Origin of the sequence: Nesterenkonia sandarakina (assembly GCF_003003175.1) — a bacterium.
Classification (GTDB): domain Bacteria; phylum Actinomycetota; class Actinomycetes; order Actinomycetales; family Micrococcaceae; genus Nesterenkonia; species Nesterenkonia sandarakina_A.
Genome location: NZ_PVTY01000007.1, coordinates 89,563 through 112,365, shown reverse-complemented (window position 1 = coordinate 112,365; position 22,803 = coordinate 89,563). Strand labels below are relative to the sequence as shown.

Genomic DNA, 22,803 nt, shown 5'->3' with positions numbered 1-22,803 from the left:
AGGCACAGTCCTGGACCGCCGCGCCCCGCTCAGCCCTGGGCGGCCGCCTGGGCGCGGAGTCCGCGCAGCAGCTGATCCTGCTCCTCGATGAGCAGCCGGCGCAGCGCCGCCGGGGCGTCGGCGTTCTCCTGCAGCCAGCGCCCGGTGCGCAGCGCCACCGGATGCTCGGCGGGCTCCTCCCCGGGGTCGAGGTCCTGGGTGCCGGGGTAGAGCCCGGAGACCACCCGAGTGGCCTGGCCCTGGCTCATCCGCTCCCACACCGCGGTGAGCGCATCGAAGTACGCCTCGGTCTGCCGTTCGATCACCGCCGCGGTCTCCGGGTCACCTGCCACGGTGAAGCCCTCTACGGTCGCGGTGAGGTGGTCGTTGGAGAGCTCTTGGCCGTCGTCGTCGGTCCCGGCCAGCGCCTGGCCGAAGGCGGCCACCTTGACCCGGCGGTCCGGCCGCGCCGCGGCGGCCAGCCGGTGCGCGATCCTGGCCCGGGCGGTGGTCTTGGCGGCCAGCTCCGCGTCCAGCTGGTCCAGGCTGACCCGAGAGTGCGCCGCCAGGGCCTGCAGGAAGGCCCAGCGCAGCTCCTCGTCGATCTGCAGCCCGGAGATCCCGTGGTCCTCCGCGCCGCCGTCGAGCAGCGATTCGAGCAGCTCCAGCTGGGAGCTCTCCCGGCGGGAGAGCGTGGCCAGGGTGCGGGCGGTCGCGCGCTGGTGATCTCCGCCGGAGGTGCGGGTCAGCTCCGCGGCGAGCCGCGCGGCGAGATCCCGCTGCAGGGCGGCGCGCTCATCGGCCGGGGTGTAGCGCTCCAGCGCGGTGAGCGACTGGCGCAGCAGCCCCTGGACGACGACGATCTCCTCGATGCCCAGGCCCAGCTGCTGCACGGCGGCCAGGAAGCGGCGGGCGGGCAGCTCGCCGTCGCGCACCATCGACCACAGCGCGGCCCACACGGTCGCGCGCGCCAGCGGATCGGCCACCGGGTAGGTCAGCACCGCGGCCACTGACTCCGCGTCGAGGCTGAGCTTGGCGTAGGTCAGGTCATCCTCATTGGGCAGCAGCAGCCGCGGAACATCTGCGGGGACGCTGAGCTTCGGGACCACGGTGAGGCACTCGGGGGCAGCCGGGTCCAGGAAGACCTTCTGGGCGGCGTGCAGCACCAGCGTCTCGCTCGCGGGGTCGAGCACGTGCACCCCGACCCGGATCTTGTGCGGCCGGGACACGGGCTCGCCGGTGGCCGGATCGATGCCCTGCTCGCGGACCAGCACCCGTCCCGGGCCGGTGCCCATGCCCGCGGCGTCGAGCTCGGCGGAGAGCACCGGGACCCCGGCGGTCTGCAGCCAGGCCCGGGCCCAGTCGTCCATGTTCGCCCCGGTGACCTCTTCGAGCACGGCGAGGAAGTCGCCCAGCGAGGCGTTGCCGAAGGCGTGGCGGGCGAAGTAGCGCCGTGCGGCCTCGCGGAACGCCTGGCGCCCGGCGTAGGCGGCGAGCTGCTTGAGCACCGAGGCGCCCTTGGCGTAGGTGATCCCGTCGAAGTTCTGGTCCGCGGCCTCCAGGTCCTCGATGTCCGCGACGATCGGGTGGGTGGTGGGCAGCTGGTCCTGCACGTAGGCCCAGGCCTTGCGTCCGTTGGCGAAGGAGATCCAGGAGGTGGTCCAGTCGGTGGCCTCGTCCACGGCCAGGGATCCCATGTAGTCGGCGAAGGACTCCTTCAGCCACAGGTCATCCCACCAGTGCATGGTCACCAGGTCGCCGAACCACATATGCGCCATCTCGTGCATCAGGGTGTTCGCCCGGGTCTCGTACTGGGCGTCCGTGGCGGCGGTGTCGAAGACGTACTTCTCGGTGAAGGTCACCAGTCCCGGGTTCTCCATCGCGCCGAGGTTGTACTCCGGGACGAAGACCTGGTCGTACTTGCCCCAGGGGTAGGGGTAGGCGAACTCGGCGTGGAAGAAGTCCAGTCCGCGATGGGTGAGGTCCAGCAGCTCGTCGGCGTCGAAGTGCTCCGCCAGGGAGGACCGGCACAGCACGCTCAGCGGGATCTCCACGGTCGCCCCGTCGGGGACCGAGCCGCGGTAGTGGCCCTCGACGTGATGGTAGGGCCCGGCCAGCAGCGCGGTGATGTAGGAGGACATCCGCGGGGTCTCGGCGAACTCCACCCGGACCAGCGGGCCGGCGGCGTCGTCGCCCGCGGTGGTCTGCTCGTGCTCCAGCGGCATCCGGGAGACCGCGGGGCTGTTGGAGCGCAGCTGCCAGTGCTGCGGGCCGATGATCGAGAAGCTGAACCGCGCCTTCAGGTCAGGCTGCTCGAAGACCGGGAACACCCGGCGCGAATCGGCGGGCTCGTACTGGGTGTAGAGGTAGACCTGCTCGTCGGAGGGGTCCACGAAGCGGTGCAGGCCCTCCCCGGAGCGGGAGTAGCGCGAGGTGGAGCGGATCTCCACGGTGTTCTCCGCCTGCAGCTCGGGCAGCAGGATCCTCGCGGGCCCGACGTGGGCGGCGAGGTCCAGCTCCGCCCCGTTGAGCACCAGGGATTCCACCGAGGCGCCGAGGTGGTCCAGGAAGGTGCTCGCGCCGACCTCGGAGGCGGTGAACTCGATGCGGGTCTGCACCGGGTAGGTCGCGGCGCTGCGCTCCGGGGCGCCGCGCAGATCCACCTCGACCCGGTAGCGCGTGACCTCCAGGAGTCCACCGCGCTGGGCGGCCTCCTCCCGGGTCAGGTTCTCGACGTCGGCACGGGGGAAGGGCAGCTGAGCAGTCATCCTGCCATTCAAGCAGACACCTGCTCTGCCGCCCATCACCCGTACATCACCGAGGCATCACCGGTGCATCACTGGTGCACCGGGGGCCCCGTCAGAGCGCCCCGGCGGGCGACGGTCACTTCCGCCGGGAGTGCAGCAGCTTCTCGTCCACCGGTGCCTCCGGGGAGGCCCGCAGCGTGCGGTAGTACTCCATGGACTCGTCCTGGCGCCGCTGCTCGGAGCCGGAGGTGATCTCCATGCGCACGTGCTCGGGGGAGTAGCCGAAGGAGTCCACGATGTCCTGGGCGTGGGGGCGCAGCCGCGCCAGCAGCCGGTTCACATACGGGCTCAGGGTGCGGGCCCGCTGGGCGGAGATCCGGCCGTTGAGCAGGTACCAGTCCAGGGTGTCCTCGATCTTGGTCAGCGCGTAGACGTCGCGCAGCCAGGTCATGATCTGCTTGGTCCCGGGATCGCTGACCTTCTCCAGGGCCTCGGTGAAGGACTCCCACAGCAGCAGGTCGGCGTGCGCCTTGGCGGCGTTGATGATCTCGTACTGGTGCTCGTTGAAGATCTCCGCCTGCTTCGCCGCGGGCAGCTTCGAGGCCGAGCGCAGCTCACCGGCCACGTCGATGACCATCTGGCGGGAGCGTTCGGTGAGCAGGTGGCGCTGCACGTCGGGCTGCTTGAACCAGTTGGCGCTGCGACGCTCATCGCCGGTGTCCTGCACCGACTGGTAGGCCCGGCGCAGACCGAAGCGGTTCATCACGGTGGACTGGGCCTGGTTGGCCACGTAGCGGGAGAGCACTCCGAAGTCCGCGCCCTTGAACTCGGCGGCGTAGTCGCTGAGCAGCCGCTTGGCCACGAGCTGGAGCAGCACGTTGTTGTCACCTTCGAAGGTGACGTAGACGTCGAGGTCGGCGCGCAGCGAGACCAGCCGGTTCTCGGAGATGAACCCGGCGCCGCCGCAGGCCTCGCGGGCCTCCTGCAGGGTGTCCAGGGCGTGCCAGGTGGTGACGGACTTGATCGCCGCGGCGAGGGTCTCCAGCTCCTGCCGGTTCTCATCCGAGTCGTCCTTGCCGGAGAACACGTCATCCAGCTTGACCAGCAGGTTCTCGTGGGCGAAGCTCGCAGCGAAGGTGGTCGCCAGGCGGGGGAGCAGCCGCCGCTGGTGCAGCTGGTAGTCCAGCAGCACCTCTTCCTCGATGGTGGAGGAGGCGTTGAACTGGCGGCGCTGGTTGCCGTAGGTGATCGCGCCGATCAGGGCGAGCTTCGAGGCGGCCACCGAGGCGCCGGTGAGCGAGACCCGGCCCTGCACCAGGGTGCCGAGCATCGTGAAGAAGCGCCGACCGGGGGAGTCGATCGGGGAGCTGTAGGTGCCGTCGGCGGCGACGTCGCCATAGCGGTTGAGCAGGTTGGCGCGCGGAACCCGGATGTTGTCGAAGGTGAAGCAGCCGTTGTCCACCCCGTTGAGGCCGCCCTTCTGGCCCTCGTCGGTGATGGTGATGCCGGGCAGCGCCTTGCCGTCGTCGCCGCGGATGTTGGTGTAGAGGCAGTGCACGCCGTGGTTGACCCCGTTGGTGATCAGCTGGGCGAAGACGACGGCGTCCTTGGCGTCGTTCGCCGCGTTGCCGAGGTAGCGCTTCGTGGCCGCGGGGAAGGGGGTGTTGAGGATGAACTCCTCGGTGGCCGGGTCGTAGGTCGCGGTGGTGCCGATCGAGGCGACGTCGGAGCCGTGCCCGAACTCGGTCATCGCGAACGCGCCCGGCGCTCGCAGGTCCATGGTGGCGGGGAGGAACCGGCGGTGGTGCTCTGCGGATCCCAGGTGCAGCACCGCGGCGGCGAAGAGGCCCCACTGGACGCCGGCCTTGATCTGCAGCGAGGGGTCGGCGGTGACCAGCTCCTCGAACGCGGCGATGTTCGCGCCATGGGCGTCCTGGCCGCCGAACTCCGTCGGGAAGGCGCGATGCACGGCTCCCCCCTCGACCAGCAGGCCCAGCTGCTCGAAGACCCGCTTGCGGTGGTCCTCCTTGGACAGCCCTTCGATCTTGTGGAAAGCCGGGTCCTTGAGCAGCTCGCGCGCCTCACGGCGGGTGTCGGCCCAGTGACCGAGCAGCACATCCTCCATCACCTTCTTGTCCACACGGACTGCTTCAGCAGTGTCGACGGCGTCAAGGGTGTCCATCGGGTCGGTGACCGGGTGGTGTGACATGAGGTCTCCTCAGAGTGTGGTTGAGCGACAGGCGCACGGGGTGATCTGCACCGGTTCCTCGGTACGGGGTGATCAGTGATCCTGCACACAAAATAGTCTATGATACTGACCAGTAACAAATGCAAGACCTGCCGGACCCGCTGACCAGCGGGCGACCCGTCGGGTGCCTGCACCCCTCGACCCAGGAGTCAGTTCCATGAGTGCACAGACCATCCGCGACGCCGTCATCATCGGCGGAAACCGCATCCCCTTCGCCCGGGCACACACCGCCTACGCCACCGCCGGCAACCAGGACATGCTCACCTCCACGCTGAACGGCCTGGTGGCCCGGTTCGGCCTGCAGGGCGAGCAGATCGGCACCGTCGCCGCCGGCGCCGTCATGAAGCACTCGAAGAACTTCAACCTCACCCGGGAGTCCGTGCTGGGCACCCCGCTGGACCCCAAGACGCCGGCCTTCGACGTGCAGATGGCGTGCGCCACCGGCATGGAGGCCATCGGCTCGATGGCGAACAAGATCAAGCTGGGCCAGATCGACTCCGCCATCGCCGGGGGAGTGGACTCCATCTCCGACGCCCCGATCGTGGTCACCGATGAGCTCCGCGGGATCCTGATGGAGGCCAACCGGGCCAAGACGGTGAGCCAGCGGCTCAAGGCGCTGGCCAAGATCCGCCCGGGCCACCTGGCTCCGCAGGCCCCCGGCGTCAACGAGCCGCGCACCGGCATGTCCATGGGCGAGCACATGGCGATCACCGCCCACGCCTGGGGCATCACCCGGGCCGAGCAGGACGAGCTCGCCCTGGCCAGCCACAAGAACCTCGCCGCCGCCTACGACCGCGGCTTCTTCGACGACCTGATCACCCCGTTCAAGAACGTCAGCCGCGACACCAACATGCGCGCCGACTCCACCCTGGAGAAGCTGGGCAAGCTCTCCCCGGCCTTCGGCAAGGATCTCGGCGCCGAGGCCACCATGACCGCCGCGAACTCCACCGCACTGACCGACGGCGCCTCCGCGGTGCTGCTGGGCTCGGAGGAGTGGGCGGACCAGCATGACCTGCCCAAGCTGGCGAACTTCATCGACTACGAGGAAGGCGCAGTGGACTTCGTCGACGGCGCCGAGGGCCTGCTGATGGCCCCGGCCTACGCCGCCGCGCGGATGCTCAAGCGCAACAACCTCAGCTTCTCGGACTTCGAGTACATCGAGATCCACGAGGCCTTCGCCTCCACCGTGCTGGCCCAGATCAAGGCCTGGGAGTCCGAGGAGTTCTGCAAGAACAAGCTCGGGCTGGACTCCGCGCTGGGCACCATCGACCGCAGCCGGCTCAACGTCAACGGCTCCTCGCTCGCCGCCGGACACCCCTTCGCCGCCACCGGCGGACGGATCGTCGCCTCGCTGGCGAAGGCGCTGCACGGCAAGCCCGGCAAGCTCGGCTTCATCTCGGTCTGCGCCGCCGGCGGCCAGGGCATCACCGCGATCATCGAAGGACGGTGACCGCTTCATGGCTAAAGACCTCTACACCGAATTCGCCAACACCGGCCTCGGCCGGTCGCTGACCAAGAGCCTCGGCCTCCCGCAGCCGGCGAAGCTGCGCCGCCACCGGCCCGGCCGTCCGCTGATCGACGGTCCGGTCGTCGTGCTGGGCAGCTCCGAGGCCGCCTCGGCGCTCGCGGATCGGCTGCTCAGCTGGAACCTCGATGTGCGCCGGCACGTCGGCCCCAAGGAGAAGGTGGCCGGCGTCGTCGCCTGCTTCGACTCCGCCTCCAGCCCCGCCGCTCTGAGCAGCACCGTCCTGGAGATCGGGATGCTGCTCAAGCAGCTCAAGCCCTCGGGCCGGCTCATCACCGTCTCCCGGGACCCGCAGGGCACCTCAGATCCCGCCGTGCGCGCCGCCCGCAGCGGCGTCCAGGGCCTGACCCGCTCGGCGGCCCACGAGATGCGCGCCGGCGGCACCGCCAACGGCATCGTGCTCGCCGACGACCTGGACCCCTCCGCGCCCGGCGTGGCCGGAGCGCTGCGCTTCCTGCTCTCCGGACGGTCGGCCTTCGTCTCGGGCCAGTTCATCTCGGTGGACAGCGTCACCGGGGCGCTCCCTGAGAACTGGGACCGTCCGCTCCAGGGCCAGGTCGCCGTGGTCACCGGCGCCGCCCGCGGGATCGGCGCCTCGATCGCGCGAGTGCTGCACCGCGACGGCGCCCGGCTGATCCTGGTCGACATCCCCGCCGCGGGCGAGCAGCTCGCCGCGGTCGCCAACGAGGTCTCCGGCACCGCGCTGCAGCTGGACATCACCGCCGACGACGCCGGGGAGCGGATCCTCGCCCACGCCGCGCAGCACCACGGACGGCTCGACATCGTGGTGCACAACGCCGGGATCACCCGGGACAAGCTGCTGGCCAACATGGACGAGTCGCGCTGGAACTCGGTGATCGCGGTGAACATCGAGTCACAGCTGCGGATGAACCGGGCCTTCCTGGCCTCGGACCTGTTCAACGCCGACTCCCGCGGCCCGATGGGCCCACGGATCATCTCGCTGGCCTCGACCTCCGGGATCGCCGGCAACCGCGGGCAGACCAACTACGCCGCCTCCAAGGCCGGCGTGATGGGCATGGTCTCGGCGACCGCCGCCCAGCTGGCCGCCCGGCACGGCACGATCAACGCCGTGGCACCGGGGTTCATCGAGACTGAGATGACCGCGAAGATCCCCTTCGCCACCCGCGAGGTCGCGCGTCGGCTGAACTCGCTGAACCAGGGCGGACTGCCGGTGGACGTGGCCGAGACCATCGCCTTCCTGGCCTCGCCCCAGGCCGGCGGCACCTCGGGGCTGACCCTGCGGGTCTGCGGACAGAACCTCGTGGGGGCCTGATCCATGAGCCCCGAATCTAGAAGCACTGGATCTAAGGACACCGGATCTCGTCACACCGGATCCACGATCACCGAGATCGAGATGCCCTCGCTGAGCAGCCTCTACGGCTGCGCCGCACTCGGCGCCGCGCGCTCGAAGCTGCGTCCCGGCTCCGGTCCACGCACCCTGCCCGACAGGACCGTGCTGGCCCAGCACCCAGGGGTCAGCCTGGAGGAGGCCGAGAGCTACCGTCGGCTCTTCGGCGGTGAATCCTTCGACGGCGTCCACCGGGCCGCGCTGCCCTCGGTGCTGGTCCACATCATCGGGTTCCCGGTGCAGATGGCCCTGATGAGCGACGACGAGTTCCCGCTGCCGCTGATCGGGCTGGTGCACGTGGCCAACGAGGTCGAGCATCTGCGCCCGGTGCGGGTGGGTCAGCCGGTCCAGATCCTGGTCAGCGCCGGGAACCTGCGTCCGCATCGCCGAGGCACTCAGGTGGACATCACGGTCACCGTCCTCGAGCAGGGGGCAGATCCGAAGGCCGCCGCTGCGGTCGGAGCCGGTGGCTCGGCCGAGACCTCGGTGCTCTGGCGCTCGGTCTCGACCTACCTCAGCAAGGGTGCCCAGCTCGGCACGGAGGTCTCCACGGAGGTCTCCACGGCATCAGGGGCTGAAGAGACCGGATCCACCGCCGTGACCCGGTCGGAGGATCCCAAGTCCTTCGTGCCTCCGGTCAAGACCGCGTCCTGGCGGCTCGGCTCGGATGCGGGCCGGGCCTATGCCGCGGTCTCGGGCGACTACAACCCGATCCACGTCTCGCAGCTGGCCGCCAAGGCGCTGGGGATGCCGGCAGCGATCGTGCACGGGATGTACTCCGCGGGGCGGATGCTCGAGGGCCGTGAGCCCGAAGGTGCCGGCCACCGCTGGTCGATCCGCTTCGAGGCTCCGGTGACCCTGCCCGGCACCGTGGCCTTCGCCGCAGAGCCGCAGGGACCCAAGACGGTGCGGTTCACCGGATGGAACCCGCGCAAGGCCCGGCGGCATTTCAGCGCCGAGCTGCAGCTGCCCTGACGCGACTGCCCTGACGCGACTGCACTGACGCGACCGTGCTGACCTGTATGCGAGGTCGCAGATGCGCGGTCGTGGTCCGGCTGCTGAGCCGACACTTCACCGCCGGCCGCTCCACCGCCGGTCCCGCGTGGGGTCCGGACCGTTAGGATGAGCCCCATGGCTTCTCAGCGGACCGGATCCTCGCGGACCGGCACACAGCGCGGCGGCAGCGCCGGCCGCGGCGCGAAGAAGGCCGACGGCCTGGACTTCCGCAGCGTGGAGCCGGCGCCGCTGATCCTGCTCAAGGGCAACGAGGACTACCTCGCCAGCCGCGCGCTGGACCGGATCAAGCAGGCGCTGCGCGCCGAGCACCCGGACCTGGAGTTCACCCGGCTCGACGTCTCCGCCGCGGCACCGGGGGAGCTGTTCACCGTCACCTCGCCCTCGCTCTTCGGCGAGGCGCGCCTGGTGCTGGCCGAGGACCTGGCCGCGATGAACGACACCTTCCTCACCGACGCCCTGGCGTATCTGGAGGAGAAGCCCGAGGACGTGACCCTGGTGCTGCGGCACAGCAGCGGCAACCGCGGCAAGAAGCTGCTGGACGTGCTGGCCAAGCGCGCCGTCGTCGTCGACTGTGCCGGGGCGCGCAACGACAACGAGAAGCTCGACTTCGTGCGCCGAGAGTTCCGCGCCGCGGGGCGCGAGATCCACGCCGACGGCGCCCGCGCGCTGGTGGCGGCCGCGGGATCCACGCTCTCGGACCTGGGCGGGGCCTGCCAGCAGCTGATGGCCGACGTCGCCGGGGACATCACCGAGGAGCACGTGGACCGGTATCACGGCGGCCGGGTCGAGGCCACGGCGTTCAAGGTCGCCGACGCCGCCTTCGAGGGCCGACGTGAGGCCGCCACCCGGCTCTACCGCCACGCCATGGCCACCGGGGTCTCACCGATCGCGGTGACCGCCGCACTGGCCCGCAAGGGACGGCACATCGCCGCCCTGGTGGATCACCGGGGGAGCCCCGCCGCGCTGGCCGCCACCCTGGGAGCGCCGCCCTGGCAGCTGCAGCAGGTGGCCGAGACCGCCCGGCGCTGGCATCCGCTGCGCGCGGCCGAGGCCATCGAGGCGATCGCCCGGGCCGACGCCGAGGCCAAGGGCGCCTCACGGACCCCGGAATACGCCGTGGAACGAGCCATCACGGCCATCGCCTCCTCAGTGGGCCGCTGAGCGGACTGCCGCCTCGCCTTCGGGCCCGGACACGGGGCTGCTCGGTGGCTGGAGAGCGGCTTCTCTGCTATCGTCTATAGGCAGTGTCTGGGGTTCGAAAGAGCCCCAAAACCCTGCGGCAGCAAGTCTCGCGCAGTCCTGGGCCCTCTACCTCAATGGGCTGCGCAATCGCTATGGCAACCCCACGCCACTGAAGTTTGTCTGCTGCCGGCCGACAGGGACGTATCCTCACGACCAGTGACCTCAGACAGAAAGACAACTCGTGGCAAACATCAAGTCTCAGAAGAAGCGCATTCTCACCAACGAGAAGGCGCGCCAGCGCAACCAGGGCGTCAAGTCCCAGCTGCGGACCGCCATCAAGAAGGTGCGCAACGCAGTCGCCGCCGGTGATAAGGATGCGGCGATCGCAGCCAACCGCGAGGCAGCTCGCAAGCTGGACAAGGCCGTCTCCAAGGGTGTTCTGCACAAGAACAACGCCGCCAACCGCAAGTCCGGTCTGGCCGCCACCGTCAACGCTCTGTGAGCTTGACTCTCTAGAACGTCCGCTCAGACCTGAGCGAGCAACGGGGCCCTGCGCGCTGCGCGGGGCCCCGTTCGCGTAGGACCAGAGACTGCGGCGCAGTCATGGACCCGCAGCCACGGCACCGCGACCATGCCACAACAGTCATGAACCCGCAGCCATGAAAGAATGAAGAGCCAGGTGCAGCACAATGCCCGGCGTCTCGACGAAGCAAAGGATCCCCACCATCGTGTCACCGAAGGCCAGCAGCTCGCAGGTGCCCGCCGCCACTGACCCCAGTGTCATCCGGAACTTCTGCATCATCGCGCACATCGACCACGGCAAGTCCACGCTGGCCGACCGGATGCTGCAGCTGACCGGGGTGGTCCAGGCCCGCGACATGAAGGCCCAGTATCTGGACCGGATGGCCATCGAGCGCGACCGCGGCATCACCATCAAGTCCCAGGCCGTGCGCATGCCCTGGGAGCTCGACGGGCAGACCTACGCCTTCCACATGATCGACACCCCCGGCCACGTCGACTTCTCCTACGAGGTCTCCCGCTCCCTGGCCGCCTGCGAAGGCGCCCTGCTCCTGGTCGACGCCGCCCAGGGCATCGAGGCGCAGACCCTGGCCAACCTGTACCTGGCCATGGAGCACGACCTCAAGATCATCCCGGTGCTGAACAAGATCGACCTGCCCTCGGCCCAGCCGGAGAAGTATGCCGAGGAGATCGCCTACCTGATCGGCTGCGAGCCCGAGGACGTGCTGCGCGTCTCCGGCAAGACCGGCGACGGCGTGGCGGAGCTGCTGGACAAGATCGTCGCGGAGATCCCCGCCCCCGAGGGCGACGCCGACGCCCCGGCCCGCGCGATGATCTTCGACTCCGTCTATGACACCTATCGCGGCGTGGTCACCTTCGTCCGCGTGGTCGACGGCAAGCTCGGACACCGCGAGAAGATCAAGATGATGTCCACCGGGGCCACCCACGAGCTGCTTGAGATCGGCGTCTCCTCACCGGAGCCCGAGCGCACCAAGGGGCTCGGCGTCGGCGAGGTCGGCTACCTGATCACCGGGGTGAAGGACGTCCGGCTCTCCAAGGTCGGCGACACCGTCACCTCGCAGAACCGGCCCGCCGAGGAGATCATCGGCGGCTATGACGATCCTTCCCCGATGGTCTTCTCCGGACTCTTCCCGCTCGACGGCTCTGACTTCCCGGTGCTGCGCGAGGCCCTGGAGAAGCTCCAGCTCAACGACGCCGCACTGAACTTCGAGCCCGAGACCTCCACCGCGCTGGGCTTCGGCTTCCGCGTGGGCTTCCTGGGTCTGCTCCACCTGGAGATCACCCGCGAACGGCTGGAGACCGAGTACAACCTCGACCTGATCTCCACCGCCCCCAACGTGGTCTACGAGGTCACTGCCGAGGACGGCGAGGTCCACCGCGTGACCAACCCCTCGGAGTTCCCGGAGGGCAAGGTCACCGAGATCCGCGAGCCGATCGTGGACGCCACCGTCATCGTTCCGGCGGAGTTCATCGGCCCGGTCATGGAGCTCTGCCAGTCCCGGCGCGGCACCATGGAAGGCATGGACTACCTCTCCGCCGAGCGCGTCGAGATCCGCTACAAGATGCCGCTGGCCGAGATCGTCTTCGACTTCTTCGACCAGCTGAAGTCCCGGACCAAGGGCTACGCCTCGCTGAACTGGCAGGGCACCGGCCAGCAGGCCGCGGATCTCGTCAAGGTCGACATCCTGCTCCAGGGTGACCAGGTCGACGCGTTCTCCGCGATCACCCACCGCGACTCCGCCTATGCCTACGGCGTCAAGATGGCCTCCCGGCTCAAGGAGCTCATCCCGCGTCAACAGTTCGAGGTGCCGATCCAGGCCGCGATCGGCTCCCGGATCATCGCCCGCGAGAACATCCGCGCGATCCGCAAGGACGTGCTCTCGAAGTGCTACGGCGGCGACATCAGCCGTAAGCGCAAGCTGCTGGAGAAGCAGAAGGAGGGCAAGAAGCGGATGAAGATGGTCGGCACCGTGGAAGTCCCGCAGGAGGCGTTCATCGCCGCGCTGTCCTCAGACGAGGACGCCGGCAAGGAGAAGGCTGGGAAGAAGTAGGCCTTGCCCTCCACCCTTCCCCTCGGCGACCCGGTGCCCGCCGACGGCGGCTTTCCCGCCGCCGTGCAGCAGGCGCTTCCGGCGCGCGCCAAGGCGCCCTTCGGCCTCTACGTCCACATCCCGTTCTGCAGCGTGCGCTGCGGCTACTGCGACTTCAACACCTATACCGCCGAGGATCTCGGTCCCGGCGCCTCCCAGGTCTCCTACCCGGACACGCTGATCTCCGAGCTGGTCTTCGCCCGGTCGGTGCTCGATACCATGGGCGCCCCGGAACGGCCGCTCTCCACGGTGTTCTTCGGCGGCGGCACCCCGACGCTGCTGCCGGCGGGGGAGCTCGCCCGGATCCTGACCCGGGCGCGGGAGCTCTTCGGATTCCGGCCCGGCGCCGAGATCACCACCGAGGCGAACCCGGACACGATCACCGCCGAGACCGCACAGGTCCTGGCCGAGGCCGGATTCACCCGGCTCAGCCTCGGCATGCAGTCCGCCGTGCCGCATGTGCTCAAGACCCTCGACCGGACCCATGACCCGGCCAATGTGGAGCGCGCGGTCCACGCCGCCCGCGCCGCCGGGCTCCAGGTCAGCCTGGACCTGATCTCCGGGACTCCGGGGGAGAGCCTCGAGGACTGGCGCACCAGCCTGGATCACGCGGTGGCCCTGGCCCCGGACCACATCTCGGCATACTCCCTGATCATCGAAGAGGGCACCGCGATGGCGGCGAAGATCAAGCGCGGTGTGCTGCCCGACATCGACCCCGACGATCAGGCCGACAAATACCTGCTCACCGACGAGGTGCTCGGTGCTGCCGGGCTGCACTGGTACGAGGTCTCGAACTTCTCGACCAGCGCCGCGACCCGCTCGGAGCACAACCTGAACTACTGGGTGGACTCCGACTGGTGGGGCGCGGGTCCCGGCGCGCACTCCCACATGGCCGGACTGCGCTGGTGGAACGTGAAGCACCCCGCGGCCTACGCCCAGCGGCTCTCCACCGGCGCCACCCCAGGGCACGGCCGGGAACAGCTGGCCGACGAGGACAAGACCCTGGAGCACCTGATGCTGCGGCTGCGCCTGGCCGAGGGCCTGGACGTGGCGGGCTTCAACGCGCTCCCGGAGCTGCGCCGCAGCCACGGCGAGAAGATCAGCGCCAAGAGCCTGCAGTCCCTGGTGCACGACGGACTGATCGACGACGACGCCGCGCGGCCCAGCACGGCGCATCCGCAGGGGCGAGCCGTGCTCACCCTGCGCGGGCGGCTGCTGGCCGATGCCGTGACCCGCCGACTGGCCCCCTAGGCCCGGACCGACTCAGGGGACCCGGAGCTCAGTGAATCTGAAGCTCGGTGGATCTGGAACTCAGTGGATCTGAAGCTGCGTGAGCCGGAAGCTCAGTGGATCAGGCGCAGGTTCAGCGGGTAGCGGTAGGGGCGGCCCTTGTTGCACTGGATGCCGGCGACGAGTCCGGAGAGGGTCATGTAGATCCACAGCAGCACGGCGACGATGCCGAAGGCCCAGCCCACGCCCGGAACCAGGGCGAGGATGTAGCAGGCGAGCATCACCACGGTCAGCGGAAGCGTGAAGTTCAGCGCCTCCTTGGACTCCTGGGCGGTGAACGGGCCGCGGTCGCGGTAGACCAGATACACCGCGAGGGCCGGGACGCAGCCGATGAGCGCGCCGAAGTGGGACAGCGTGGCCCAGCGTCGATCCTCCGCGGGAGTCAGCGGCGCGGCGGCGGCGGAGGAACCCTTCAGGCGTGCAGCTGCGTCCGCTCGAGCGTCCTCGCTCGACCGGTGACCCTGGGGTTTCTGATTATGCGCCACTGCACCTCCGTGATTGGGGTGCCGCGTGTGCAGCACCTAGCCATTCCCGCTCAAAAGTCTAGCGACTGACCCTGGACACCAGCCGGTCTCCGTGGGCGTGTCGGACCACGGGTTCTGTGGCATGCGCCTCAGCAGGCTCTGGCTGATTCTCTGGATCATGCCCTGGATGACGTGCTGGATCGCGGAGGTCGGTGGGTGCGCTCAGGGCTCCACGGTGACGAAGTCGATGAGCTCCTCCACCCGGCCGAGCAGCGAGGGCTCGAGGTCCGCATAGCTGTTGACCTGGGCGAGGATCCGCTTCCAGCCGTGCGCGATGTCACGCTGGTTCGCGTGCGGCCAGCCCAGCGCCTGCAGCGTGCCCACCTTGATGTCCTGGCTGCGCGGAATGTCCGGCCACCGCTTCAGCCCGAGCAGATGCGGCTTCACGGCCTGCCAGACGTCCACATAGGGGTGGCCCAGGACCGCGATGTTGCCCTTCGCGCCCTGCTGCTGCATGACCTCACGAGCGATCCGAGACTCCTTCGAGCCCGGGACCAGGTGGTCCAGCAGCACCCCGACCCGGCGCTGCGGTCCGGGCCCGAACGCGCGGATCGCGCCGAGCAGGTCGTCGGCCCCGTGCAGCGGTTCCACGACGATGCCTTCGATCCGCAGATCCTCGCCCCAGACCTTCTCCACCAGCTCCGCGTCGTGGGTGCCCTCGACCCAGATCCGTGACGCCCGGGCGACCCGCGCCGGCGCATCGGAGACTGCGACCGACCCCGAGGCGGTGCGGGTGGGCTTCGGCGCGGCCGCGCGGGGAGTGGGCGGTGTCAGCTCCACGGGTTCGCCCTCGTAGAGGAACCCGTGTCCCAGCGGGAAGGAGCGGACCCTGCCGCGGCGATCTTCGAGACTCACCACATGGATGCCGCCGGAGGCCTCCACCGAGATGATGGCGCCGACCCAGCCGGACTCCACCTCCTCGATCACGGCGCCGTAGTCGGCGGGCATGGCGGAGACCTTGCGGATCTGGCTCTGGCGGAGCCGGGAGAGGTCCTGTGCACCCCAGCTCGGGGTGGAGGAGGGACGCCAGTCGGGGAAGTGCGGAGCGCTCATGATCACCCATTGTAGAATTAGCACTTGTACTCGAAGAGTGCCAGATGGTCAGGAGGCGCCAACTTTCATGTCAGACACCCGTCGACTGCAGGTCCTGCGTGCCATCGTGGAGGACTACGTCCACACCCGGGAGCCGGTCGGGTCCCGGGCGCTGGTGGAACGTCACGACCTGGAGGTCTCCCCAGCCACGATCCGCAATGACATGGCCCACCTCGAGGAGGAGGGCCTGATCGCCGCCCCGCACACCTCCGCCGGGCGGATCCCCACCGACCTCGGCTACCGACGGTTCGTGGACAAGATCACCGAGGTCCGCCCGCTCTCCGCCGCTGAGCGCCGCGCCATGGACACCCTGCTCGAGACCGCCGATGACCACGACGCGATGCTCGAGCACACCGTGCGGCTGCTCGCGATGCTCACCAGTCAGGTCGCGGTGATCCAGCATCCGCAGCGCTCCACGGCGAAGATCCGGCACATCGACGTCGTCTCGATGTCCTCGCACAAGGTGCTGACCATCGTGATCCTGTCCTCCGGGAAGGTCGAGCAGCGGATGGTCACCCTGGTCGAGGCGGTCGGCGACGACTCGCTGCACCGGATCGCCCAGGTCCTCTCCACGGAGCTGCACCAGCGCTCGATCTCAGCCCTTCCGCTGCCCACCGATACCCTGATCAGCCGGGTGGAGCCGGTGCTTCGGCCGTCGATGGCGATCATCGCCCAGTCGGTGGAGACGATCCTCGAGTCAGGCCGCGTGGATCGCATCATCATGGCCGGGACTGCTAACCTCGCCAGGTCGGGCCGCGACCTCGGTCCCTCCATCGGGCCCATTCTTGAAGCGCTTGAGGAACAAGTCGTGCTGCTTCGACTGTTGACAGAGATGGAGCAGGACCGACGTGGTCTCTCCATCCGCATCGGACACGAGACCAGCCATGATTCGCTGATCGAGACCGCTGTCGTCGCAGCAGAGTACGGCACCCATACGGGTGCCGAAGGTGCCAAGCTCGGCGTGGTCGGTCCGACCCGCATGGATTACGGCTCCACCATGTCCGCGGTGCGCGCAATGGCGCGCTACCTGTCCCGAATTCTTTCCGAAGGGTGAACGTCTTTGAAGATGACGACTGACTACTACGAGGCGCTCGGCGTCAGCCGCTCGGCGTCCACCGAAGAGATCAAGAAGGCCTACCGCAAGCAGGCCCGGAAGCTTCACCCCGACGTGAACCCCTCCGACGACGCCGCCGAGCAGTTCAAGGTGCTCGGCCGCGCCTACGAGGTGCTCTCCGACCCGCAGAAGCGGCAGAACTACGACGCCACCGGCGACGAGAACGGCCGCTCCGGATTCCCCGGCGGAGCAGGAGGCGCCGGGTTCGGCGGCTTCGGTGACATCTTCGAGACGTTCTTCGGCGGGGGAGGCGGAGGCCCCGCCTCGCGCACCCGCCGCGGCCAGGACTCGCTGATCCGGGTCCGCATCGACCTGCGCGACGCCGTGTTCGGCACCACCAAGGAGGTGGAACTGGAGACCGCGGTGACCTGCACCGTCTGCGACGGCTCCTGCACCCGCAAGGGCACCTCGCCGACCACCTGCCCGGACTGCCACGGCCAGGGCCAGGTCCAGCGCCCCATGCGCTCGATCCTCGGCACCGTCATCCAGACCCAGACCTGCGCCCGGTGCGCCGGCTTCGGCAACATCATCGAAGACCCCTGCCAGGAGTGCGACGGTCAGGGCCGGGTGCGCGAGCGCAAGTCCCTGAAGGTCAAGGTCCCGGCAGGCGTGGATCGCGGGAACCGGATCCACCTGGCCGGAGAGGGCGAGGCCGGACTGGCCGGCGGACCCTCCGGAGACCTGTTCATAGAGGTCGAGGTCAAGCAGCACGAGGTCTTCACCCGCCGCGGCAACGACCTGCACGCCACCGTCTCCATCCCGATGACCGCGGCAGCCCTGGGCACCACGGTCGGCCTGGACACCTTCGACGGCGCCGAGGAGCTCAGCGTGAAGCCGGGCACCCAGTCCGGTGAGGTGCTCACGCTCAAGGAGCGCGGCGTGACCCACCTGCGCGGCGGCGGTCGCGGCGCGCTGAAGGTCCACCTCAAGGTCGAGACCCCCACCAAGGTCTCCGAGCGCGAGGCCCAGCTGCTGCGCGAACTCGCGATCGAGCGCGGCGAGGAGCTCGGGGAGTCCACCACCGAGCACCGCGGGGTCTTCGCGAAGCTGCGCGAACGCTGGGACGCGCTCTAGAGATGCCGACCACCAGATGCGCGGTCTGAGATGACGGCACCGCTGTTCCACCTCGGCCCCGGGGCGCTCGAGAAGGCCCACGTGGCCGAGGTGGTCACGCTCAGCGGCCCCGAGGGCCACCATGCCGCCACGGTGATGCGCCTGCAGCCGGGCGAGCCGGTGCTGCTCTCAGACACCGTGGGCCGGCGCGCCGAAGGACGGGTCCGCTCCGCCGGAAGCGGTCAGCTCGAGGTCGAGATCCTTGCGGTGACCGACGAGCCGGTGCCGCTGCCCCGCCTGGTGCTGGTCCAGGCGCTGGCCAAGGACCGCCGCGACCTGCAAGGGGTGGAATCCGCCACCGAGCTCGGCGTGGACGCCGTCATACCCTGGCAGGCCGAGCGCTCCGTGGCCCGATGGAAGGCCGGACGCGAGGCCAAGAAGCACGCCGAGTGGGTCTCGATGGTGACCACCGCCGCGAAACAGACCCGACGCACCACCATCCCGGAGGTGCGTCCGCTGCGCTCCACCGCCCAGTACCTCAAGACGATCGAGGCGGACGGCATGAGCGTCGGCGTCGTCGTCCTGCACGAGACCGACGAGACCTCGCTCGCCGAGGCGATCGCCGAACTCCAGGATGCCGACCGCCTGCACCCCACCGGCCTGGACCCCTCAGGCCAAGACCCGACCGGCCAAGACTCCACCGGCCTGGACCCCGAAGCCCGCAACCAGGCGCCCCAGCTGCAGGAGCTGCATCTGGTCGTCGGTCCCGAGGGCGGGATCAGCGACCGGGAGATCGAACAGCTCACCTCAGCCGGCGCCAAGATCGCCCGGCTCGGCCGCAACGTGCTGCGCTCCTCCACGGCCGGACCCGCAGCCCTCGCGGCCGCGCAGCTGCTGCTGGGCCGCTGGGACTGGGCCCCCGAGACTGGTCAGCCCGAGCAGACCGCATAGACTGAGGATCAATGACTGAGACTTCGCAGAACCCGAGCACACCCCCCATCTCCGGTGCGGCCCGCGGCGCCACCGCCGCCGCACTGGGAAACATCGAGCGTCAGGTCTACTTCGCCGATGCCGACACCATGTTCCGCAGCCTCGGCGCCGGAGACCTCGCGCTGCGGATCCTGCAGGGCCTCTACCCGGCCTCCTCCATCGGACTGCGCGACCAGCTGGTCACCGTGGGCGGACCCGCCGGCGAGGTCACCGGGATCGTCGAGATCCTGAACCAGCTCAAGACGCTGGCGGCCTCCGGGACCACGGTCACCGAGGAGATCATCGAACAGGTCACCACCATGGTCCGCGCCGACGCCGCGCAGGACTCCGCCCGGATCGTGACCACCAACATCCTGTCCCACCGCGGACGCACCATCCGGCCCAAGACCAAGAACCAGCAGACCTACGTGGACACCATCGACGAGTCCACCGTGGTCTTCGGCATCGGTCCCGCCGGCACCGGCAAGACCTACCTGGCCATGGCCAAGGCGGTCCAGGCGCTGCAGGCCCGCGAGGTCAACCGGATCATCCTGACCCGCCCCGCCGTGGAGGCCGGAGAGAAGCTCGGATTCCTCCCGGGCAGCCTCAATGACAAGATCGACCCCTACCTGCGCCCGCTCTACGACGCGCTGCACGACATGATCGACCCGGATTCGATCCCGCGGCTGATGGAGTCCGGCATCATCGAGGTCGCCCCGCTGGCCTATATGCGCGGGCGCACGATGAACGACTCGTTCATCATCCTCGACGAGGCGCAGAACACCACCGCCGAGCAGATGAAGATGTTCCTGACCCGGCTCGGATTCAACTCCAAGATCGTGGTCACCGGTGACATCACCCAGGTGGACCTGCCGCGCGGCACCGATTCCGGGCTGCGCACCGTGATCGAGATCCTCGACGGCGTCGAAGGCATCGAGATCTCCCGCTTCGGCTCCGAGGACGTGGTCCGCCACGCGCTGGTGGGACGCATCGTGGACGCCTATGAGCGACACCAGGACCGGGCCAAGGCGCCGGCCGTCCGGCGCGGAGGACGACGATGACCGAGGTCCAGGTCACGGTTGAGGACAGCTCCGGCTCGGACCTCATCTCCGGAGAGCACCTCGCCGAGCTGCTGGACCTCGCCGGGTTCCTCTACGCCAAGCTGCACCTGGGACCCGCGGTGACGCTCTCGATCACCCTGGTGGACGAAGAGACCATCGAAGGTCTGCACCTGGACTGGATGAACCTGCCCGGCGCCACCGACGTGATGAGCTTCCCGATGGACGAGCTGATCGCCGGCACCGCCGATGACCCGGTCACCGAGGGTGTCCTCGGTGACATCGTGATCTGCCCCGGCGTCGCCGCGGCGCAGGCGAAGGCCCACGGTCACCCGCTCGGTGCGGAGCTCGCGCTGCTGGCCACCCACGGGGTGCTCCACCTGCTCGGACACGACCATGCCGAGCCGGCCGACCGCGAAGAGATGTTCACTCTGCAGCGAGTGCTCCTCGAGGAGTTCCTCGGTCACGCTGCCCCGACGCCGACGGTCTGACCCATGGTCCTCGGCCTCCTCATCCTCCTGGCGCTGGTCTGCGCCGTCCTGGCCTTCGCGCTCTCCGCCGCCGACTCCGCGTTCCAGCGGCTGAGCCGCCGCGAGGCCGAAGAGATCGCCGAGCAGCGCGGCTCCACCGCCGTGGAGAAGATCCTGGCCCAGCCGGTGGCGCACACCCTGGCGCTGCAGACCTGGCGCTGGTTCTTCACCACCGCCGTCGTCGTCCTGGTCATCGTGGCCTCCACGGTCGCGCTGGAGGGACTCGGCGCCGGGGCCGTGGCCGGCTCCGCGATCCTGCTCATCGGCGGGGTCATCGGCGCGGCGATCTCCCCGCGGCGCATCGGCCGCGGCCACCACCTGATCGTCGCCGCCTCCACCGCCGCGCTGGTGCGCTCCCTGCGCGTCGTGCTGGGACCGTTCCCCGAGGCGCTGAGCAGCATCGGCGCCCGCACCGTCCCCGGCACCGCGCACACCGACCAGGGCTTCTTCGACGACGAGGAGTTCCGCGAATTCGTGGCCCGCGCCTCGGAGACCGACCTGATCGAAGATGCCGAGGCCGAGCTGATCCAGTCGGTCTTCGACCTCTCCGCCACCCGGGTCCGCGCCGTGATGGTCCCGCGCACCGACATGGTCACCGTGGAGTCCGGGACCAGCCTCGCCGAGGTGATGACGCTGTTCTTCCGCTCCGGCTACTCGCGGATCCCGGTGGTGCGCGGCTCCGCCGACGACATCACCGGCATGATCTACCTCAAGGACGCCGCCTTCCTGCACCACCGGCTGCGCAGCGGCGAGCTGCTCAGCGCCTACACCGACCGCGACCCGGACTCGATCATCGTCGACGAGCTCCAGCGCGACGTCCGCTACGTGCCCGAGTCCAAGCCGGTCTCGGAGTTCCTCTCCGAGCTGCAGCGCGAATCCACCCACGTGGCCGTCGTGGTGGACGAATACGGGGGCACCGCCGGAATGGTCACCCTGGAGGACCTGATCGAAGAGATCGTCGGGGAGATCGTGGACGAATACGACACCGAGGCCGCCGAGATCGAAGACCTCGACGACTCCCAGCGCCGGCTCTCCGCCCGGATGTCGGTGGACGACTTCGCCGAGCTCTACGACCTCGACCACGAGGAAGAGGTCGACACCGTCGGCGGACTGCTCGCCAAAGCCCTGGGCCGGGTGGCCATCGCAGGATCGGAGGTCGAGATCCCGCGCCGCCACGGACCCGGAGTGGTGCTGCGCGCCGATCGGCTCGAAGGCCGCCGCAACCGGGTGAGCCACGTGCTCGCCTGGGAGGCCGAAGATCGACGAGGCGCCCGATCCGGGCTGGGCACCGACGCCGAGCCCGACGCGCTGCACCTGGCCGCGGTCGGCACGGCAGCGCAGAACCCGGCCCGATCCACAGCAGGAACCACAGCAGGAACCACGGCAGGAACCGCAGCACCGCACCACGACCGAGCCGCAGCCGCGGCCTCGGCGCACGAGAGGATCAGGTCACCCCGATGAGCCCAACACAGATGCCGCCGCAGCAGGACGGCTTCGCCGCATTCGACGAGAACTTCCGCGCCGGATTCGCCAGCCTCGTCGGGCGCCCCAACGCCGGGAAGTCCACGCTGACCAACGCGCTGGTGGGGGACAAGGTGGCCATCACCTCCTCGAAGCCGCAGACCACCCGGCACACGATCCGCGGAATCGTGCACCGCAGCGACTTCCAGCTGGTCCTGGTCGACACCCCTGGACTGCACCGCCCACGCACCCTGCTGGGCAAGCGGCTCAACGGTCTGGTCATCGACACGCTCTCCGAGGTCGACGTCGTCGGCTTCTGCATCCCCGCCGATGAGAAGGTCGGCCCCGGCGACCGCTTCATCGCCGCCCAGCTGACCAAGCTGCCGCACAAACGGGTCATCGCACTGGTGACCAAGGTGGACAAGGTCTCCCGCGAGGACCTCGCCGAGCAGCTCATGGCGGTGGACCAGCTCGGCCGGGAGCACCTCGCCCAGGAGGGCAACCAGGCCGGCGGCTTCGCCGAGATCATCCCGGTCTCCGCCCTCGAGGGCGAGCAGACCGAGGTGGTGGTGGAGCAGCTCGCCGCCATGATGCCGCAGTCCCCGCCGCTCTACCCCGAGGGCGAGCTCACCGACGAGCCCGAGGCCATCATGGTCGCCGAGCTGGTCCGTGAAGCAGCCCTGGAGGACGTCCGCGACGAGCTGCCGCACTCGATCGCCGTGGTGGTCGAGGAGATGGTGCCCCGCGAGGACCGCCCCGCCGACAAGCCGCTGCTCGACGTCCGGGTCTCGATCCACGTGGAGCGCGACTCGCAGAAGGCGATCATCATCGGCAAGCGCGGCGCCCGGCTCAAGGCCATCGGCACCGACGCCCGCGCCGGCATCGTCAAGCTGCTCGGCACCCCGGTCTACCTCGACCTCCACGTGAAGGTGACCAAGGAATGGCAGCGCGACCCGAAGAAGCTCGGCCGGCTCGGCTTCTAGTCCGCCGCAGGCTCGACCGCGGAGGGCCGTGG

The 22,803-nt window shown here is 69.4% G+C and carries 18 protein-coding genes; 14 read left to right on the top strand and 4 right to left on the bottom strand.

Annotated features, from left to right (window positions below; genetic code table 11):
- Positions 1-29 precede the first annotated feature (29 nt).
- Positions 30-2,747, bottom strand: coding sequence for an aminopeptidase N (pepN, locus tag BCL67_RS07300; protein WP_106122791.1), 2,718 nt, complete (start codon positions 2,745-2,747; stop codon positions 30-32).
- Positions 2,748-2,862: 115 nt separating this feature from the next.
- Positions 2,863-4,935: an acyl-CoA dehydrogenase family protein gene (locus BCL67_RS07295; RefSeq protein ID WP_106122790.1), complete on the bottom strand. Its 2,073-nt coding sequence runs from the start codon at positions 4,933-4,935 to the stop codon at positions 2,863-2,865.
- Between the two features lie 196 nt (positions 4,936-5,131).
- Here BCL67_RS07295 and BCL67_RS07290 point away from each other — a divergent pair, with 196 nt between their 5' ends.
- The 7 genes from BCL67_RS07290 (at position 5,132) to hemW (ending at position 13,948) form a co-directional block, all read left to right on the top strand.
- Positions 5,132-6,424 (top strand): acetyl-CoA C-acetyltransferase, encoded by a 1,293-nt coding sequence (locus tag BCL67_RS07290; protein WP_106122789.1) that lies wholly within the window; start codon positions 5,132-5,134, stop codon positions 6,422-6,424.
- 7 nt (positions 6,425-6,431) lie between these two features.
- The gene (locus tag BCL67_RS07285) at positions 6,432-7,793 is read left to right on the top strand and encodes a 3-oxoacyl-ACP reductase (RefSeq protein WP_106122788.1); all 1,362 of its coding nucleotides are present in this window, start codon (positions 6,432-6,434) and stop codon (positions 7,791-7,793) included.
- 3 nt (positions 7,794-7,796) lie between these two features.
- Positions 7,797-8,843 carry a MaoC/PaaZ C-terminal domain-containing protein gene (locus BCL67_RS07280; protein ID WP_106122787.1) on the top strand — a complete coding sequence of 349 codons (1,047 nt, stop codon included), beginning with the start codon at positions 7,797-7,799 and terminating at the stop codon, positions 8,841-8,843.
- Positions 8,844-8,999: 156 nt separating this feature from the next.
- Complete coding sequence (gene holA / locus BCL67_RS07275; RefSeq protein WP_308737980.1) at positions 9,000-10,046, top strand: DNA polymerase III subunit delta; 1,047 nt, start codon at positions 9,000-9,002, stop codon at positions 10,044-10,046.
- Between the two features lie 262 nt (positions 10,047-10,308).
- Complete coding sequence (rpsT, locus tag BCL67_RS07270) at positions 10,309-10,569, top strand: 30S ribosomal protein S20 (protein ID WP_036475968.1); 261 nt, start codon at positions 10,309-10,311, stop codon at positions 10,567-10,569.
- Positions 10,570-10,795: 226 nt separating this feature from the next.
- Positions 10,796-12,658, top strand: coding sequence for a translation elongation factor 4 (gene lepA, locus BCL67_RS07265; protein WP_106122785.1), 1,863 nt, complete (start codon positions 10,796-10,798; stop codon positions 12,656-12,658).
- 3 nt (positions 12,659-12,661) lie between these two features.
- Positions 12,662-13,948, top strand: a complete 1,287-nt coding sequence (hemW, locus tag BCL67_RS07260; protein ID WP_106122784.1) for a radical SAM family heme chaperone HemW — start codon at positions 12,662-12,664, stop codon at positions 13,946-13,948.
- Positions 13,949-14,040: 92 nt separating this feature from the next.
- Here the strand turns inward: hemW and BCL67_RS07255 are convergent, their stop codons facing one another.
- Both BCL67_RS07255 and BCL67_RS07250 read right to left on the bottom strand, forming a co-directional pair.
- The gene (locus BCL67_RS07255; protein WP_106122783.1) at positions 14,041-14,472 is read right to left on the bottom strand and encodes a DUF4870 domain-containing protein; all 432 of its coding nucleotides are present in this window, start codon (positions 14,470-14,472) and stop codon (positions 14,041-14,043) included.
- Between the two features lie 201 nt (positions 14,473-14,673).
- Positions 14,674-15,564, bottom strand: coding sequence for a DUF3097 domain-containing protein (locus BCL67_RS07250; RefSeq protein ID WP_106122846.1), 891 nt, complete (start codon positions 15,562-15,564; stop codon positions 14,674-14,676).
- Between the two features lie 67 nt (positions 15,565-15,631).
- Between BCL67_RS07250 and hrcA the strand changes: the two genes are divergently transcribed.
- The 7 genes from hrcA to era are packed head-to-tail and all read left to right on the top strand — an operon-like array spanning position 15,632 to position 22,771.
- Positions 15,632-16,657, top strand: a complete 1,026-nt coding sequence (gene hrcA, locus BCL67_RS07245; protein ID WP_106122782.1) for a heat-inducible transcriptional repressor HrcA — start codon at positions 15,632-15,634, stop codon at positions 16,655-16,657.
- Between the two features lie 12 nt (positions 16,658-16,669).
- Complete coding sequence (gene dnaJ, locus BCL67_RS07240; RefSeq protein ID WP_106122781.1) at positions 16,670-17,791, top strand: molecular chaperone DnaJ; 1,122 nt, start codon at positions 16,670-16,672, stop codon at positions 17,789-17,791.
- Between the two features lie 30 nt (positions 17,792-17,821).
- Positions 17,822-18,721 carry a 16S rRNA (uracil(1498)-N(3))-methyltransferase gene (locus tag BCL67_RS07235; RefSeq protein ID WP_106122780.1) on the top strand — a complete coding sequence of 300 codons (900 nt, stop codon included), beginning with the start codon at positions 17,822-17,824 and terminating at the stop codon, positions 18,719-18,721.
- Positions 18,722-18,732: 11 nt separating this feature from the next.
- A complete protein-coding gene (locus BCL67_RS07230; RefSeq protein ID WP_219886440.1) occupies positions 18,733-19,800 on the top strand; it encodes a PhoH family protein in 1,068 nt (355 codons plus the stop codon).
- Complete coding sequence (gene ybeY / locus BCL67_RS07225) at positions 19,797-20,288, top strand: rRNA maturation RNase YbeY (RefSeq protein ID WP_106122779.1); 492 nt, start codon at positions 19,797-19,799, stop codon at positions 20,286-20,288. Before BCL67_RS07230 ends, ybeY begins: the two co-directional genes overlap by 4 nt.
- A gap of 3 nt (positions 20,289-20,291) precedes the next feature.
- On the top strand, positions 20,292-21,788 hold the full coding sequence (locus tag BCL67_RS07220; RefSeq protein WP_219886438.1) for a hemolysin family protein: 1,497 nt from the start codon (positions 20,292-20,294) through the stop codon (positions 21,786-21,788).
- A complete protein-coding gene (era, locus tag BCL67_RS07215) occupies positions 21,785-22,771 on the top strand; it encodes a GTPase Era (RefSeq protein ID WP_374955634.1) in 987 nt (328 codons plus the stop codon). Before BCL67_RS07220 ends, era begins: the two co-directional genes overlap by 4 nt.
- Positions 22,772-22,803 lie beyond the last annotated feature (32 nt).

Bases quoted from the DNA above. Each gene is read 5' to 3' on its own strand.
- BCL67_RS07280 (WP_106122787.1), top strand. From the start codon at position 7,797: ATGAGCCCCGAATCTAGAAGCACTGGATCTAAGGACACCGGATCTCGT.
- BCL67_RS07285 (WP_106122788.1), top strand. From the start codon at position 6,432: ATGGCTAAAGACCTCTACACCGAATTCGCCAACACCGGCCTCGGCCGG.
- ybeY (WP_106122779.1), top strand. From the start codon at position 19,797: ATGACCGAGGTCCAGGTCACGGTTGAGGACAGCTCCGGCTCGGACCTC.
- pepN (WP_106122791.1), bottom strand. From the start codon at position 2,747: ATGACTGCTCAGCTGCCCTTCCCCCGTGCCGACGTCGAGAACCTGACC.
- holA (WP_308737980.1), top strand. From the start codon at position 9,000: ATGGCTTCTCAGCGGACCGGATCCTCGCGGACCGGCACACAGCGCGGC.
- BCL67_RS07230 (WP_219886440.1), top strand. From the start codon at position 18,733: ATGACTGAGACTTCGCAGAACCCGAGCACACCCCCCATCTCCGGTGCG.
- BCL67_RS07295 (WP_106122790.1), bottom strand. From the start codon at position 4,935: ATGTCACACCACCCGGTCACCGACCCGATGGACACCCTTGACGCCGTC.
- BCL67_RS07235 (WP_106122780.1), top strand. From the start codon at position 17,822: ATGACGGCACCGCTGTTCCACCTCGGCCCCGGGGCGCTCGAGAAGGCC.
- era (WP_374955634.1), top strand. From the start codon at position 21,785: ATGAGCCCAACACAGATGCCGCCGCAGCAGGACGGCTTCGCCGCATTC.
- dnaJ (WP_106122781.1), top strand. From the start codon at position 16,670: ATGACGACTGACTACTACGAGGCGCTCGGCGTCAGCCGCTCGGCGTCC.
- BCL67_RS07250 (WP_106122846.1), bottom strand. From the start codon at position 15,564: ATGAGCGCTCCGCACTTCCCCGACTGGCGTCCCTCCTCCACCCCGAGC.
- hrcA (WP_106122782.1), top strand. From the start codon at position 15,632: ATGTCAGACACCCGTCGACTGCAGGTCCTGCGTGCCATCGTGGAGGAC.
- BCL67_RS07290 (WP_106122789.1), top strand. From the start codon at position 5,132: ATGAGTGCACAGACCATCCGCGACGCCGTCATCATCGGCGGAAACCGC.
- BCL67_RS07220 (WP_219886438.1), top strand. From the start codon at position 20,292: ATGGTCCTCGGCCTCCTCATCCTCCTGGCGCTGGTCTGCGCCGTCCTG.